The organism is Pedobacter sp. B4419 (genome assembly GCF_059693725.1).
In genome coordinates, this window is the sequence record NZ_JCASSL010000001.1 from 1,489,425 (window position 1) to 1,506,477 (window position 17,053).

Below are 17,053 nucleotides of genomic sequence, written 5' to 3' on the forward strand. Positions count from 1 at the left end.
TTGGTTTTTTATTGATCAGTTGGGCTACTTGTTTTGATCAATTTCCCTGTTTGATCGAAAAAATAAGATTTGCGATCTGATTTCTTGTACGCTTCGCCCAGATGATTGCTAAATGAAATTGCACTATCGTATAAAAACGGTACAATTGCTCGACCTTGTTTATCAATATATCCCCACTTTTTTTGAAACTTTGCAGGTGCTAGCCCTTCTGTAAATTTCTCATTGGCTTCTTCATAAATGCAAGGGATTACTTGTTTGCCTGTAATGTTGATGTAGCCATACTTATTATTCAGTTTTATTAAAGCAAGGTTATCAAAAAAGCCTTTTGCATCTTGGAACTGAAATGGAATTACGGTCTCGTTTTTTAAGTTGATGAAACCATATTTGCCGTTTTTGCTTGCAGGAAATAAGCTGCTTGTTGATAGGGTATTGTCAAGCATATCATAAATTAGAGGTACAATTACCTTTCCCGAAAAGTCAATAAAACCATATTTGTTGTTTTTTTCTGCCCAAATCAGATTTTTATCTACTATACCCAAAAAATCATAGATGGTATCGATAATAATTTTCCCTCTATCGCTGATCAGCGCCCTTTTTGTCGTTGTGCCAGCAACAAAAACATTGTAATTGTTTTCGTTTAAAGTAACGTTAGTAAAGGGATATTCAACAATATCTTGCTTTTTTGCATTAACAAAGACCATATTTCCAGTTTTTCGCGACATGTAGTAGCCATCGATCTTATCATCGGTGGGCTTTTGTGCACAGGCCGAAAAACTGATTATGAATAGGAAAAGCAAGTTAATTCTCATGTAATAGGCTGTTGTTATGGATATTTTAAAGTTAAACCTAAGTAGTTTAAAACAACAAAATATTAAGCCTTTAATGCTAAATAAAGTAAGGCTGCCAAAGTAGATCCAATAACCGGACCAATAATAGGCACCCAGGCATAACCCCAATCACTGCTGCCTTTGCCTTTCATCGGGATGAGGCTGTGAATAATCCTTGGACCTAAATCACGTGCCGGATTAATGGCATAACCCGTTGTTCCTCCAAGTGATAGGCCGATTACCCAAACTAAAAAAGCAACAGGAATGGCGCCCATAGAACCCATGCCGATGGTAGTCAATTCTGGTTTGCCAAAGGTAGGATCTGTAAAATAGAAGATCACGAAAATCAATACAAAAGTTCCGATTATCTCAGAAAGCAGATTTGACAATTTATTCCTGATGGCCGGAGCGGTAGCAAAAGGAGCCGCTTTTAGGCCTTGATCATCGGTAGCATCAAAATGATCTTTGTACATCAGCCAAACCAAAAGTGAACCTAGCATGGCTCCACTCACCTGCGACAAAATGTAATAAGGAACCAGGTTCCATGCGAATTTGTGGGCAATGGCTGCGCCCAACGTTACAATAGGGTTAAGGTGTGCCCCGCTGTAGGGTGCAGCAACCACAACGGCCACAAAAACGGCCAATGCCCAAGCGGTGGTAATTACAATCCACCCACCATTGTTTCCTTTAGTGCCCTTAAGCACTACATTGGCCACTACGCCATTTCCCAAAAGGATCATAATGGCGGTTCCTATAAATTCTGCTAAGTAAGCATTCATATTTGGTTAGTTGTTTGTTTGGTTAATTGTTTAACTGTTTGCACGCTGAACTGAAAACTGTAAATTGCTAACTCAATGCTACTTTCAGCTTTCTGCTGCATTTGTTTTGGCAGCCTTAATGGCACGGTTCCAACCTTTGATCTGTTCGGTATTGTCGAGACCTTCGGTAGCGGTAAAAGTCTGGTCAACTTTCCATTGCGATTTGATCTGATCAACACTTTCCCAGAAACCCGTTGCCAATCCAGCCAGATAAGCGGCCCCAATGGCCGTCACTTCGGTTATTTTCGGTCTGATTACCTTGCAATCTAGAATATCTGCCTGAAACTGCATTAAAAGGTTATTGGCTGTAGCACCGCCATCAACCCTCAGTTCGGCAATGCCAACACCTGCATCGCCTTCCATGGCTTTGAGTACATCCATGGTTTGGTAAGCAATGCTTTCTAAAGCTGCCCGGGCAATGTGCGATTTGTTGGTGCCTCGGGTCAGGCCGGTAATGGTGCCACGTGCATGCTGATCCCAATGTGGCGCACCCAAGCCTGCAAAGGCGGGCACAATGTACACGCCTTGTGTATCTTTTACTTTGGCAGCCAGTTTTTCTACATCGGCCGATTTGGAGATAAAGCCCAATTCATCCCTTAACCATTGCACAATGGCCCCGGCTATGAAAATACTTCCTTCTAAGGCGTAATAAACTTCGCCGTTCAGTTTCCACGCAATGGTGGTTAATAGGTTATTGGTTGATATTTTTGGTGTTTTTCCAATATTCATGAGCATGAAACAGCCCGTGCCGTAGGTGTTTTTTACCATGCCGGGTTCGATGCACATTTGTCCGAACAAGGCAGCTTGTTGGTCTCCGGCGATACCTGCAATCGGTATTTTGGCGGCGAGTATCTGTCCGGCGGTTTCACCATATACCTCGCTTGATGATTTAACTTCTGGCAGCATTGAGCTGGGAATATCAAAAAGTTCCAATAACTCCTCATCCCATGTTAACGTATGGATATTGTAGAGCATGGTACGCGAAGCATTACTCACGTCGGTGACGTGGGTTTGGCCATTGGTGAGTTTCCAAATGAGCCAAGTATCTATGGTACCAAAGGCCAATTCGCCATTTAATGCTTTTTCTTTTGCACCAGGTACGTTTGCCAAAATCCATCTCGCTTTGGTGGCCGAAAAATAAGAATCGATAATCAATCCTGTTTTATCTTGGATCTGCTTGGCTAAGCCTTTGGCTCTGATTTCATCACAATAGGCAGAAGTACGCCTATCTTGCCAAACAATGGCATTGTATATTGGTTTTCCAGTAGCCCTGTCCCAAACTACGGTAGTTTCTCTTTGGTTGGTAATGCCGATGGAATTGATATCCTTGGCTGTTAATCCGGCTTTGACAATGGCTTCGGCAGCTACGGCCAATTGGGTCGACCAGATTTCGAGGGGATCATGCTCTACCCAGCCAGCTTCTGGATAGAATTGCTTAAATTCTTTTTGCGCAATGGATACGATTTCGCCACCACGGTTAAAAACAATGGCTCTCGAACTCGTTGTTCCTTGGTCGAGCGCTAAAACATAGTTGCTCATATGATATTTGGTTAAGGTTTTTAGCCTATCAAGCTGTTATTTGCCTTGATAAACATAGCCATTAGCTAATTTATTAAATATTTCGATTTGATCTGCTTCCCAATTTTTATCTAAGCCAAGTTCTTTGGCCATCAGTGTAGCAACTCTCGGACTCATAGCTATAGCCGCTTTCGCGTCGATAAACAAGATACGTAGCCTTCTGCTCAATACATCTTCAACCGTAAGGGCCATTTCGCTTCTTACTGCCCAAATTACTTCTGAGCCCATAAAAGGAAAATCAGGATGTAGCAATTCCAATAGCTCTGGGTTTTGCCGACCCAAATCTTCAATATGTTTGCGGTCTGTACCGTAAATATTTAAATAATCGTTGCCCATCATTTGTTCATTCCCGTGGATAGGCAAATGTTGCGTAGAGCAGGGAAGAGGAGCAAGCCCCATTTCGGCAATGGCTAAACTAACCGTATCCTCAGCCATTTTTCTATAGGTAGTCCACTTGCCACCGGTAATGGTGAGCAGACCCTTTGCCGAAACCACCAATTTATGATCGCGGCTAATCTCTTTGGTACTGTTGTTTCCTGCTTTAGCAGGTGCCGCCAAAGGCCTGAGACCAGAAAATACACTCAGGATATCCTTTTCTGTAGGTGCCTGCTTAAAGTAGGCGCTAGCATTGTTTAAAATAAAATCGATTTCCTGTTGCAAGGCCCTAGGTTCGAGGCTATGTTCATCGATAGGGGTGTCTGTAGTGCCAACCAGCAAATGCTCATGCCAAGGCACGGCAAAAAGTACACGTTTGTCGCTGGTTTTTGGGATCATCAGCGCATAACTGCTGTTTAAGAAATCCCTACTGAGCACAATATGCACTCCTTGGCTCGGCCTTACCATTTTAGGCGCATTGGGATCGTTGAGCTGTAAAATATCATCTACAAAAATCCCAGTGGCATTAATTATGCTTTTGGCCCTGAAACTATATTCACTATTTGCCAATAGATCCTTTACTTTTACGCCATTTACCTGTTCGCCGTCTTTGAGCAGTTCGATAACCTGCATATAGCTAATCAATAATGCACCTTGCTCTTGTGCGGTCTGCATGAGGTTAACAGCTAAACGCGCATCATCGAATTTACCATCGAAATAACTGATCCCACCTTTTAGGCCATCGCTTTTAATACCAGGCATGAGGCCGATTACTTCGCTTTTTGGTCTGTATCTCGATTTGCCGAAGCTCAGTTTTCCAGCCAGCCAATCGTAAAGGGTTAAGCCTATTCCATACTTAAGGATCGAAAACCAAGAATAGCAGGGGATGATAAATTCTTCTTTATGCACTAAATGAGCCGCATTTTTGGCCAATAAGCCACGTTCTCTTAAGGCGTGTTTAACCAGGCCAATATCGCCCTGCGCCAAATACCTTACCCCGCCATGTACCAGTTTAGTACTTCGGCTAGAGGTTCCCTTGGCAAAATCGGCCTGCTCAACCAATAAGGTTTTTAAGCCTCTGTTGGCGGCATCTACTGCAATGCCTAAACCGGTTGCCCCACCACCAATAATGATGATATCCCAATCAGCCTGTGCTGCAAAAATATAATGGTCTGGCTTGCGCATCAGGATAAATGTAATCAATTAAAGCAAAAACCAATAGCCTTGTTTTTAAAGTTAATGCATTGGGTGCGTAAATTAAGGCATTAGCTATTGTTGCATAATATTTTTATTTTTATTTAAATAAGAGTTAACAAATGGGTAACACTGGCACTATAGCTTAGCGCAAGAAATGGAACTTAATTACAGGGCTCAAACGGACGAGGAATTGATAGGTTTAATTAAGCTAAATGATAGTTTGGCATTAGAAACCTTGTTCAACAGGTATTATCACTCTCTTTGCAAATTCATTGCGATCCATTTAAAAGATTACAGCAAAGCTGAAGAACTGATCGCCGATTTGTTTATCAAATTATGGGACAGTCATTTGACGCTGGAAATCAAATCGGTAAAAGCCTATTTGTTTATTGCAGCCAAAAATATGGCCATTAACCATATCCAAAAGCCGAAAAACAAAATTGATTATTACGAAGATTATGGGTTTTCCGCTGAACTGCCTGATGCAGACCTGAACCCTTTCGATATCATTTCGAGCAAGGAAGCTTATCATAAAATCATTCAGCTTATCCACCTGCTTCCGGAACGCCAACGAGAAGTTTTGCTCATGAGCCGTATAGATGATTTAGACAAGAATACCATTTCGGCCATACTGGGCATTACAGTGCGTACGGTTGAAACGACCTTGTATCAGGCGATCAAATCTTTGCAGCACATCGTAAAAACCTCTCCAAATAAGCTTTAAGAAAGATTTGTTAGTTGCCAAAGTTTTCTTAACACAAACTTAACATACTTCGCTACGTATTGGGCCTTCAAATTCCTGTCTTCATAGTAGAAGACGAATTTAATGGAAGAATACTACTATCAGCTTATTGAAAATTACTATAAAAAATCGATCAGTACCGAAGAACTGCTCAAGCTCAGGTTGTGGGTAGAAAGCAGCGAGGCCAACCAGCATAAATTTCGCGAAGTACTCAGGATTTTAGAAGCTACAGCAATCTACCTGCAGCAACCTGTTGCCCAATCTAAAACCTGGGCCACCATTTCCAATCATATCCAGCAAAATACACAACAAAGCAACCTCGAACCTAAGCGCTCTAAAATTGCCAAATGGCAATGGTATGCCATTGCGGCCTTAACGCTTGTGGTTTCTGCTGTTGGCTTATTGTTGTTTGAAGCTAATCAGCCAGTGGCAAACCAACAATCCGTTGTTAAGCAGATCAGCAATGCTTATGGCGAACAACGCTCCATTACCATGCCTGATGGTTCTGTGATTTATTTGAACGCCGGGAGCCGGATTAGCTATAACGAACATTTTAGCAGGGACAAAAGAGTAGTGAAGCTAGAAGGCGAGGCTTTTTTTGATGTAGCGCACGAAACACACCGCCCTTTTATTGTACAAACCGGCAAAGTTTCTACAACGGTTTTGGGTACTTCTTTTAACATCAAGGCATTTCCGTTAAAACAGGTAGAGGTAACAGTAGAAACCGGAAAAGTGGGTGTGGTACTTAAAAGGGCAAACCAAAAGGATGCCGTGAATTTCTTGTTGCCCAACGAACAATTGCTGATTGATCCCAGCAATGACAAAATTGTAAAAAGGGCTGTGAATGCGATTGATGTGAGCGGCTGGAAGCACTATCGGCTGGTGTTTTACAATACCCCAATGAAAGAAATTTCGGCAACCATAGAAAGGGCCTATAATGTAAAAGTAAATTTTAAGGAGGCGAAAACGGCTGATTTAAAGCTTACTGCAAAGTTTGACAAATGTGGTATTAAACAGGTAATGGATGTGCTTTCTAAACTCAGCGGCACAACTTACCGGATAAAGGAAAACAAAATAACTATTTATTAAAAAAGAAACTATGGCATAAAAGACTACGATTTCACCCACAAAAAAACCAGAGTTCGCTGGTAACGTCTCTGGCTCCTCAAACACGCTGTTAACGCATTTATATTAAAAAATTGAATAAATATATGAAAATTAATTTCCGATGGATAAAAAATGTCCATCAACATGCACTAAAGACATTAATTTGCATGGTATTGCTCTTGGTACAGCTTCTGATGCTGCCAGGCCAAGCGCATGCACAAACCGATAAAAAAATCAGGTTCAGTGCCAACGACATCACAATCAAACAGGCATTTGAGCAATTGGAAAAGCTGAGCGGAATGAGCATCAGCTATAATAACAGTCAGCTAAATGACCAAAGAAAGGTGCAGATTGTACAAAAAGAACGTACGGTTGCAGAAGCCTTGACACTTATCTTGAAAGACCTGCCTGTAACCTTTAAGGTGGCTGGAGATAAAAATATCCTCATTGTTAAAAAAGACGCTACCTCGGGTAAATTGGTAGGTAAAGTAACAGACGATAGCGGAAGCCCGATTCCGGCTGCTGTTATTCATATTGTAGAGGCCAACAGAACGATCCAAAGCGCCAACGATGGTACTTTTAGCGTTAACTTAGAGCCCAACACCTATACTGTAGAGGTAAGGTATATTTCTTTCGAAACAGGAAGATTTCAGCAAGTTAAAGTTGCCGCTAATCAAAGTACTACGCTTAATGTGGCGCTTAAAACATCGAGTACCTCTTTAGATGAGGTAGTGGTTACCGCTTTGGGTATCAAACGCGAAGAGCGCTCATTGGGTTATGCGGTTACGAAAATTGACAGCAACCAATTAACCGATGCGATTTCGAGCAACTGGACCGATGCCTTATCTGGTAAAGTAGCAGGTTTAAATTTGGTGCGCAACAGCGGACCTGCCGGTTCTAATAAAATCATTTTAAGGGGCGAGAATAACTTAACCGGTGATAACGAAGCCTTAATCGTAATTGATGGAGTAGTGGCCAGCAGCAGTTCTAGGCGTACGGCAGCTTCTTCTGGTGGCGTATACGGAACATCGGGAGACATCATGCCAGCCGATTTTGGAAGTGGCTTAAACGATTTAAATCCAGATGATATTGAAAGTGTAACCATATTAAAAGGACCTGGCGCGGCGGCGCTTTACGGTCAGCGTGGTGCCAATGGCGCGGTAATCATTACCACTAAATCGGCTAACTCTAAAAGAAAAAACATCGGCATTACTTTTACCTCCAATACTTCTTGGGAACAGGTAAACCGTGGCCCAGATATCCAAAATCAGTTTGGTCAAGGCCAGTTTGGTGTGCCTTACTTTTCTTATGGCGCTACCGAAGATGGTGCCAGTACAAATGCCACCAGTGCCACTTGGGGTGCGCCTTTTACGCCTGGAGCTATGTACTACCAATATGATCCTGTTACCAAAACCCGTGGCACCACAAGAACACCTTGGGTTGCTTATGGAAATCCGATCGATGCATTTTTTAAAACAGGGTACGAAACCTCAAACTCTATAAGCATTGATGGAACCGTTAAAAATGTAGGACTTCGCTTTTCGGCCAGTCATGGCAATAACGATTGGATTGTGCCTAATACAGGCTTAGAGCGTACTTCGGTATCCTTATCTGCTAACTCAAAAATTACCAAAAACTTTAATTTATCGGTAAAGGCAGCCTATAACAACAGGCATAGCGATAATTTGCCGGCAACAGGATATGGCAACCAATCGTTAATGTATTGGTTTATGTTTGCCCAACCCAATGTAAACATTGATTGGTACAGAAATTATTGGGTGCCAGGCAAGGAATTGTTGCAATTCGTAAACATCACTACGACTAACCCTGAAAGTCCTTATGCGATATCAGAACAATACATCAATGGCCAAAGACGTAATGGCGTAACCGGAAACGTTCAGGCTACCTATAATTTTACTAAAGAGCTCAGCTTAATGGTAAGGGCCACTTTAGATATGGTTCATGATGTACGCGATACTAAACGTCCGTTTGATGCGGCTGGAAATAAATTCGCCCAGGGATCTTATCGAGAACAAAACATCAACTCTTACGAAGCGAGTGGCGATTTCATGCTTAAATATCAAAAACAGGTAACGCCTTCGGTTAATGTTTCGGTTACTGCAGGTGGCAGCCAATTGAGAAACGAATATAAAAAAGGGGAGTTACGTGCAGATGGATTAGTGATCCCCGGCATCTATAGACTAGACAACAATGCCAATCCTCTAATTTCTGTTCCGGATACGGCCAGATACAGGATCAACAGTTTTTATGGAACCATGTCGGTAAGTTATAAAAATTACTTGTACTTAGATTTAACCGGCCGTAAAGACTGGAGCAGCGTGTTGGCCACTCCAACCAGAACAGATAATGTTGGATTTTTCTATCCATCAGCAAGTTTAGCCTTTGTAGCTTCCGACCTTTGGAAAATGCCGAGCGCAATCAGCTTTGCAAAATTAAGAGCTTCGATTTCTATTGTAGGTAGTGGTGGTACTACACCTTATCGTACAGCCTATAACTATTCTTTGGCATCTAACGGAATTTATCCAGACAGTGCGATGTCGAACCCTAGCATATTGCCAAACCCGAATTTAAAACCCCTAAAAACAACTACTGTTGAAGTAGGCGCCGAGTTAAGATTATTCAACAACCGACTTAACTTCGATTTTGCCGCTTACATGGGCAATACCAAAAACCAGATTTTGAGCCGTCAGGTAGATCGTGCCACTGGTTACAGCATTGCAATTTTTAATGCAGGTAGAGTTGATAACAAAGGTATCGAGCTTTCGGTAAATGGTACCTTGCTCCAAAACAAGAATTTTAAATGGACAGTAAACGGAACCTTCTCGGCTAACCGTAACAAAATCAAGGAACTGGCCGATAGTTCTGTTGTATTGCGTACAGGTGCCCTTGGCGGTGGACAGGTTGTAGCCAACGTAGGTGGCAGCATGGGCGATTTATATGGAAGGGGCTTTATGCGTTCGCCTGATGGCCAGATCGTCTACGATGCAGTTACCGGAAATGCAAAAATCAATACGACAGATTTGATATATCTGGGCAATACCATCCCTAAGTTCAGGTTTAGCTTTGGTACAGGAGTCACTATTGGCAAAGTGACCACTACGGTATTGTTCGATGCACAGTTGGGTGCAGTTGGCCACTCGTTGACCTTCTCGAGGATGGCGGCTTTAGGTAAGCTTAAAGTAACCTTGCCAGGTAGGTATAATGGTATAATTGGTCCTGGTGTGGTTCAAAACCCTGATGGAACTTATCGTCCGAACGATGTAATTGCAACTAACTTCGAAAATTACTATACCTCTATCTATGGATCAGACCAGGCAGAAGGAAGTATTTTCAGAACAGATTACCTCAAATTTAGGGAAGCCAATATCACTTATGAATTGAGCAGAAGGTTTGTAAATTCTTTGGGCTTGAAAAAGATAACCATTGGCGCTTATGGCCGTAACCTGTTTATTTGGTCGCCATGGCCGGCATTCGATCCAGAGTTTGGTACCCTTTCCGGATCTGATATTACACAAGGTTTCGAAACAGGCCAATTGCCTTCTACCAGAAGCTTTGGAGCACGTTTAGTAGTTGGTCTTTAATGATAAATGAAATGAAAAATATTAAAATTAAAATCAGTTATATCTTATTGTTGGCGTTTGGCATTAGCCTTTCTTCTTGCGACAAGAACTTTGAAGAAATCAATACCGATCCGATTGGAAAAGGCACGACTACGCCAAACCAATTGTTGGCGCCTGCATTGGTGAATGTTTTATACGCAAACATGTCGCGTAACCGCTCGTTTAATAACGAATTGATGCAGGTTACCGTAGCACTTAGCGATGCCGAAGCCCAGGTTTTCAGGTACGATTACAGACGCTCATGGTCTGATTATACCTGGAATGTTTGGTATCCTGAGTTAACAAACTTGAGGGATATCTATACGATAGCCAGCGAACCTGCCACCTTGAACAAATCTTATCAAGGTATTTCGTTGATTACCCAAGCATGGGTTTATCAGTTGCTTACCGATACCTATGGCGATGTGCCTTATTTTGAAGCCAACAAAGGAAAAGATGGCGTATACGAACCAGCATTCGATAAGCAAAAAGACATTTACCTTGATTTGTTCAAAAAGCTGGAAGAGGCAAATACATTGTTAGAAGCAGGTACTGCTATTATCCCAACAGGCGATCCTGTATTTAAAGGCGATGTTGCCAAATGGAGAAGATTTGGAAATTCATTGTACTTGAGGTTATTGATGCGTATTTCGCGCAAATCGGAAGTTGCTGGTCAAGTGACTGCAAAAATCAAGGAAATGATCGATACCAATCCTGCCAAATACCCGATTATGGAAAACAACGATCATACCGCCAAAATTTTGTGGAATGGTACCAATAGCAGTACAGCAGTATATTCTTCGCCATTTATGATAGGCGTTAGGGCTGTAGATTTTAGAGGGACGGCTATTACCAGTTTCTTTATCGATAAGCTGATCGGCTGGGGAGATCCACGAATGGTTGCATCTTTAGGTAAAGGTGGTGTACCTCGTTTTGGCGTGGCACAAGGCCCTAATGGTTATGTAGGTGTGCCAAGCGGTTATTCGCCGGGTACAGGTGTTGCCAAACAGGCTTATTTTTATTCGGATGCACAAAATGCAGCCATCACTTTGCAGACCGACCCCTATACTGGTATCATTATGAACTGTGCCGAGGTTGATTTTATTCTGGCCGAAGCAGCAGCCAGGGGTTGGATCAATGGAACAGGAGAGGCCTACTACAACAAAGGTATTGTTGATGCCATTAACTATTGGTTGCCTACTTATATGTCAAAAACAACCGATGCCACCTTTTTGAACTTTATCAATGCGGCTGATATCGAATGGCAAGACTTTTTGCCTTTAGATAATACTGATATCAATGGCAATAGCAAACTTGAAATGATCCATAGGCAAAAATACTACGCCATGTTTTTGGTCGATTTCCAGCAATGGTATGAGTACCGTCGTACTGGTCATCCGATTTTACCAAAAGGAAGCGGTTTAGCTAACGGAGGGGTAATGCCAGCAAGAATGAGCTACCCGATCATCAGTCAATCTGCTAACCCGACAAACTATAAAAATGCAGTCGCAGCTCAAGGTCCTGATGAGATCAGTACACGCGTTTGGTGGCAAAAACCTTAATTTTTAAAAAGAGAATTATATTTTATGAAAAAGATATTGATAAATTGTTTCATCTTGGCATCCTGTGTAGCCATTTGGATGGGATGCAAACGAGATAGTGATTATATCCTGAGTACACCAAGCAGCTTTATCGCCAATTTCGATCTGCGCAAATTGTATAGAGGCAGCGACGTAACCTTGACTACAGAAAATATGAGAGGGGCAATTTCTCTAAAAGGACAGGTTATTTCAGACCATTCGGGCAATAATATTCCAGCCGGCTTATTGGTTGTCCAAAATATTAGGGAGACAGGAAATGGTATTGATTCGCTACGCGGAATTGCCATTAATATTGGTGCCGATGCAGCTAAATATGTTCCTGGAGATTCTGTACACGTTAAAATTGAAGGCGGTGTATTGAAAAGAGTTGAAGGTATCTTGGAGGTTACAGGTGTATCAGGGGCAAACGTAACCAAAATTTCATCTGGCAGAACATTGATTCTGAATAGGGGTTTTGCCAATTTGATTGCGAGCCAGCCAGATAAGTATGAGTGTACATTTTTGAATATTTGGAAAGGAACCTATAATCCAAGCCTAAATCCAACAGATGTTTTTGCAGGCAGTAAACCATTGAATGATGGTACAGCAGACTTATCGCTTTATACACAAGCCAATGCTGTTTTTGCAAATTTAACACCACCGTATTCTGCCGATTACAAAGGAATTGTTTTTAACAGCATCCAGAATGGAAAAATAGTGCCACGCTTTCATATCCGTACTATTAATGATGTATTTACGCTAAGTTCTACTGCTGATGTTCCAGAAATCATTATCACTGGATTTATCAATGACCCTCAAGGTGGAGATACCAATGCCGAGTATATCCAGTGCAGGGCTACAAAAGATATTGATTTTGCAGTAACCAAATTTACCATCGCAACAACAAATAATGCTGGTGCAACCGTTCCACAAGGCGTTCCGGTAGAGGGTTGGGCAACAGGAAGCGGCAAAACCTATAAATTAGAATTGACTTCGGGTACGGTTAAAAAAGGAGATTTCTTCTATGTGGGCGCATCGAACAAGCTGATCAACGGTTCTGGATCTACTTCAATCGCTTCTTCAAAATGGATCAGATCAGCCGCTTACAATACAAATAGTCCGTATTTTAATGCATCAAATACTACTAGAGGAAGTTCTACCACCAATTTATTGGCCAATAGTGGTAATGCTTTTGGTATGGCTGTATTCCGTGGCATTTCTATCGATAAAACTACCGTGCCAATTGATGTGGTATTTGTACACAATGGTGGTAGTTTGTATGATCCTGCTAACCAAATCGGTTATCGCATTGGCAATACCGACGTATATGATGTAGTTGACCATAACACCAATAAACCACAGCCTTTTTTCCTATCGGGATCAAATACGCAGAAGTTTACCTACCAGCCTAATGCAGGTGCAGAAAATGGTTCGGGTCAAGGTTATTGGTTTGCCTTGGGCGGTATTTTCGATACTACTTTGGGCAAATGGGTTAAGGCCAGGTCGCATGTTCACATCAAGTTAAGCAGTACCTCTACCATCAGCGAGATTGAAACGACTAATGCTACAGAGTTAAAATAAAAACCTAAAAGGCATCTCAGCTTACAGTTGAGGTGCCTTTATTAAATCCAACCAATTATTGCAAGCATCCCCACATGAATAGAAGATCATTTTTACAAAAAGCAGGTTTATTTACCAGTGCTTTTTTAATCAGTTTAAAGGGCTATTCCTTCAGCACTGCTAAAAAAGCAAGCAAAATTACAGGTCGTATTACCGACAAAAACAAAAGAAGCATTGCCGGCGTAATCGTATCGGATGGCTTTAGCGTAACGGTAACCGATAAAACCGGAAGCTATACCTTAGAGCCTAACGAAAAAGCCAAGTTTGTTTGGCTAAGTGTTCCGGCTGGCTATGAGTTTATTACCGAAAAACATATTTCGAGGCACTACCATGTACTCAGCAGCAAAACAGAATACAATTTCGAACTTGAGAAACTAAAACAAGACGATAGCAAGCACAATTTTATCATCTGGGCCGATTCTCAGGTGAAAAACAAAAAAGATGTTGCCCAAATGATGAGCACATCAGTGCCTGATACCATCAAAACCATCAAAGCCATGAATACACCTTTGGTGCATGGTATTGGAGTAGGCGATTTAGTGTGGGATAACTTGGAGCTGTTCCCAGATTATGATGCTGCAGTTGCTGCAATGGGCATTCCTTTTTTCCAGGCCTTGGGCAACCATGATATGGATTATCGCCAGGGTGGAGATGAGACTTCAGACAAAACCTTTAGCGAACATTACGGTCCAACTTATTACTCGTTTAATAGGGGGAAGGCACATTATATCGTATTAGATGATGTACGCTACTTGGGTAAAGAAAGAGAATACGATGGTTTTATTACCGAAGCTCAATTAGATTGGATGGCGAAAGACCTTAAATATGTGCCAAAAGATGCTTTATTGATTATCTCATTGCATATTCCAGTACACAATGCGGTGAAAAACAATACCGATTTCTATGCCTTACTAAAAGGATATACCAATGTACACATCATGTCTGGCCATACTCATTACAACCGCAATGTAATTACCGATGGCATTTTTGAACATAACCATGGTACAGTTTGCGGCGCCTGGTGGACTGGCCCAATCTGTGGCGATGGCGCACCAAGAGGCTATGGCGTTTATGAAGTAGAAGGCACAAAATTGAAATGGCATTACCAAGGTACAGGGCTTGATAAAAAAGAGCAGGTTCGTATTTACGTAGATGAATTGACCAATCAAAAAAGACTGATTGCCAACGTTTGGAACTGGGATACCGAGTGGAAAGTAGAATATTTCCTAGATGGCAAAGCCATGGGTAAAATGGAACAGCAAAAAGGAGTAGACCCAATGGCGATGCAGCTTTATCAAGGTGATAAATTACCGGCAGGCAGACCATTTGCAGAACCAAGCAATACCGACCACTTGTTTTTAGCGCATTTTGCACCGTCGGTTAAAAAGGTAAAAGTGGTGGCTACCGATCGTTTCGGCGAGCAGTATGTTGCTGAAATTAATTAGTTTTTATAATTTATAATCACTTAATATTTAGATAATAATGATGTTTTATATTTAGTAAAACTTAAACACTTTAATTAAAAAAAAACATGAAAAAGATTATTTTATTATTCAGTATCGTTCTATGCAGCCTGGTAGGTCGCGCACAAGTTTATGCCCATCTTGAAATTGAAGATGATTATACGGTAGAAGAAAATAATGGCGACAATTGGAGCACCGAAATTCGTGGAACCTATATGGTCCGTTTCTATAAAGATGCAAATATGACCGAGCGTTTAGAACCTACTTATGCCATTACCGTATTGGTTGGTTTGATTCCGGGTGCAACTTCTCCATTTTTGCCTCCAGGTGTTCACTCAGACGGTGTATATGTTATCCAGCCAGGTTATGACCTATTGGCAAGCGATGTTCTTTTTTCTGGATCGTATGGAAACAACGAGGGCAACAACTATTCAAGAACCTATAACTTGCGTTTGCTGTCGAGCCCAGACTATATTATCATCCCGTAATTTTGCGGTATGCCCTTGGCAAAGCATGCACTGCCGATTAAACCAATTAAGAAGTTTACGGTTTGTTAATCCTTTGCTAATAACATTTACTGAAATTTAAAACATGATGATGAGCCGTTAATTTTAATGGCTCATTGTCTATTTAATTATAATCGATCAGATGAACATTGCAAAAACACTATCTTTAGGTTTAATCGCCTTTTTAGGCTATTCTTCTCAAATGAGCGCACAAACAGCCAAATTTCCAGCATTTAGCGCCGAAGCACATCGCGGTGGCCGAGGCTTATGGCCAGAAAATACCATTGTAGCCATGCTCAACGCCATGAAAATTGATGGCATTACCACTTTAGAAATGGATACGCATATTACAAAAGATGGTCAGGTGGTGGTTACGCACGACGATTACCTGAGTCTAAGTTTTATGTTGACACCCGATGGTAAAGAAATTCCAGCTAGCGATGCCAAAAAATATCCTGTTTTTCAGCTAGACTACCAAACCTTAAAGGCATTTGATTTAGGCACCAAACCTTTACCTGGCTTTCCGCAACAAGAAAAGATTAAAAGTTACTTGCCTTTGCTAAGCGATCTGATTGATGCCGTTCAGGCAGACATCAAGAAAAACAAAAGCAAGCAGTTTTTCTATAATATCGAGACCAAGTGCGGTCCTGCAGGTGATGGCGTAACCAATCCCGAGCCCGCGGTTTTTGTGAAATTGCTAATGGATGTGATCGAAAAGAAAAAGATTACACCTTATGTAGTCATTCAATCCTTCGACAAAAGAACAATCCAGTTGATCCACGAGAAATACCCTGAAGTTAAAACCTCGTTTTTGATTGCCAATAAAAAGACTTTTGAAGAAAATATTGCCGATTTGGGTTTCAAGCCTTTTATTTTAAGCCCTGAGTGGCATACTGTAACCGAAGATATGATCAAACAAGCGCATGATGCAGGTGTGAAGGTAATTCCGTGGACGGCAAACACCATTGACGACATGAAGAAATTGAGAGCTTTGGGTGTAGATGGTATTATTTCAGACTACCCAGATTTATTAGTGAAATCGAAATAGTTTGGTTTGTCATCCTGAGCTTGCCGAAGGATCTGTTAGCATTTAGCTATAACAGCGTTTCGACAAGCTCAACGTGACAACTTTCTTTAGTTATTAGAAACTGGTGGTGGTGGAGGAGTTTTATCGCCCTGACGGCCACCTCTTTTTCCTTTACCTTTTCTGTCTTTCATTTTGTCTCTCATTTCATCGCGAGAGTTGTCCAAGATTTTCTTTTGATCGGCAGTTAAAATCGCATCGATTTTATCTTTGCTGGCTTTTGCAAAAGCTTTGCGTTCTTCTATCTTGTCTTTCATTACGCTTTTGTCCTGCCCGCGCCATTCGTCGTTCTTTTTGATGCGATCCAATTCAATTTGCTGAATTTTTTGCTTCTGGTCGTCGGTTAACGATAATTTTTGCTGCATCGCGTTAGCTGCTTTCTCGGCACGTTGCTCTGCACTTAATCTTGGTTTTTCAGTTTGCTGTGCGTAGCTGGCGGTAACTCCCATTACCACTAAGGCTACTGTGTAAATTATCCTTTTCATCTGCTTTTAATTAATTTCTTATTGTTATAGGATAGATGAAAAAAGAGGGAG

The 17,053-nt window shown here is 41.5% G+C and carries 13 protein-coding genes; 8 read left to right on the forward strand and 5 right to left on the reverse strand.

Features of this window, described 5'->3' with window-relative positions:
* Positions 1 to 8: 8 nt before the first annotated feature.
* The 4 genes from AC570H_RS05985 to AC570H_RS06000 form a co-directional block, all read right to left on the reverse strand.
* Positions 9 to 809: a WG repeat-containing protein gene (locus AC570H_RS05985; RefSeq protein ID WP_497352708.1), complete on the reverse strand. Its 801-nt coding sequence runs from the start codon at positions 807 to 809 to the stop codon at positions 9 to 11.
* A 62-nt stretch (positions 810 to 871) separates the two neighbouring features.
* Positions 872 to 1,606: an MIP/aquaporin family protein gene (locus AC570H_RS05990; RefSeq protein WP_497352710.1), complete on the reverse strand. Its 735-nt coding sequence runs from the start codon at positions 1,604 to 1,606 to the stop codon at positions 872 to 874.
* A gap of 84 nt (positions 1,607 to 1,690) precedes the next feature.
* Entirely contained in the window at positions 1,691 to 3,184 is a 1,494-nt protein-coding gene (gene glpK / locus AC570H_RS05995; protein WP_497352712.1) for a glycerol kinase GlpK, read from the reverse strand.
* A gap of 36 nt (positions 3,185 to 3,220) precedes the next feature.
* On the reverse strand, positions 3,221 to 4,783 hold the full coding sequence (locus AC570H_RS06000) for a glycerol-3-phosphate dehydrogenase/oxidase (RefSeq protein ID WP_497354900.1): 1,563 nt from the start codon (positions 4,781 to 4,783) through the stop codon (positions 3,221 to 3,223).
* Between the two features lie 166 nt (positions 4,784 to 4,949).
* On the opposite strand from AC570H_RS06000, the gene AC570H_RS06005 reads away from it, so the two are divergent.
* From AC570H_RS06005 to AC570H_RS06040, 8 genes are all read left to right on the forward strand, one after another.
* Complete coding sequence (locus AC570H_RS06005; RefSeq protein WP_497352714.1) at positions 4,950 to 5,519, forward strand: RNA polymerase sigma factor; 570 nt, start codon at positions 4,950 to 4,952, stop codon at positions 5,517 to 5,519.
* A gap of 102 nt (positions 5,520 to 5,621) precedes the next feature.
* Positions 5,622 to 6,626 (forward strand): FecR family protein, encoded by a 1,005-nt coding sequence (locus tag AC570H_RS06010; protein WP_497352716.1) that lies wholly within the window; start codon positions 5,622 to 5,624, stop codon positions 6,624 to 6,626.
* Between the two features lie 122 nt (positions 6,627 to 6,748).
* Complete coding sequence (locus AC570H_RS06015) at positions 6,749 to 10,246, forward strand: SusC/RagA family TonB-linked outer membrane protein (protein WP_497352718.1); 3,498 nt, start codon at positions 6,749 to 6,751, stop codon at positions 10,244 to 10,246.
* A gap of 11 nt (positions 10,247 to 10,257) precedes the next feature.
* Positions 10,258 to 11,826, forward strand: coding sequence for a SusD/RagB family nutrient-binding outer membrane lipoprotein (locus AC570H_RS06020; protein ID WP_497352720.1), 1,569 nt, complete (start codon positions 10,258 to 10,260; stop codon positions 11,824 to 11,826).
* Positions 11,827 to 11,850: 24 nt separating this feature from the next.
* On the forward strand, positions 11,851 to 13,425 hold the full coding sequence (locus AC570H_RS06025) for a DUF5689 domain-containing protein (RefSeq protein WP_497352722.1): 1,575 nt from the start codon (positions 11,851 to 11,853) through the stop codon (positions 13,423 to 13,425).
* A gap of 74 nt (positions 13,426 to 13,499) precedes the next feature.
* A complete protein-coding gene (locus AC570H_RS06030; RefSeq protein ID WP_497352724.1) occupies positions 13,500 to 14,909 on the forward strand; it encodes a calcineurin-like phosphoesterase C-terminal domain-containing protein in 1,410 nt (469 codons plus the stop codon).
* Positions 14,910 to 14,995: 86 nt separating this feature from the next.
* On the forward strand, positions 14,996 to 15,415 hold the full coding sequence (locus tag AC570H_RS06035) for a hypothetical protein (RefSeq protein ID WP_497352726.1): 420 nt from the start codon (positions 14,996 to 14,998) through the stop codon (positions 15,413 to 15,415).
* A 160-nt stretch (positions 15,416 to 15,575) separates the two neighbouring features.
* A complete protein-coding gene (locus tag AC570H_RS06040; RefSeq protein WP_497352728.1) occupies positions 15,576 to 16,481 on the forward strand; it encodes a glycerophosphodiester phosphodiesterase family protein in 906 nt (301 codons plus the stop codon).
* A gap of 86 nt (positions 16,482 to 16,567) precedes the next feature.
* Here the strand turns inward: AC570H_RS06040 and AC570H_RS06045 are convergent, their stop codons facing one another.
* Positions 16,568 to 17,002 (reverse strand): DUF4890 domain-containing protein, encoded by a 435-nt coding sequence (locus AC570H_RS06045; RefSeq protein WP_497352730.1) that lies wholly within the window; start codon positions 17,000 to 17,002, stop codon positions 16,568 to 16,570.
* Positions 17,003 to 17,053 lie beyond the last annotated feature (51 nt).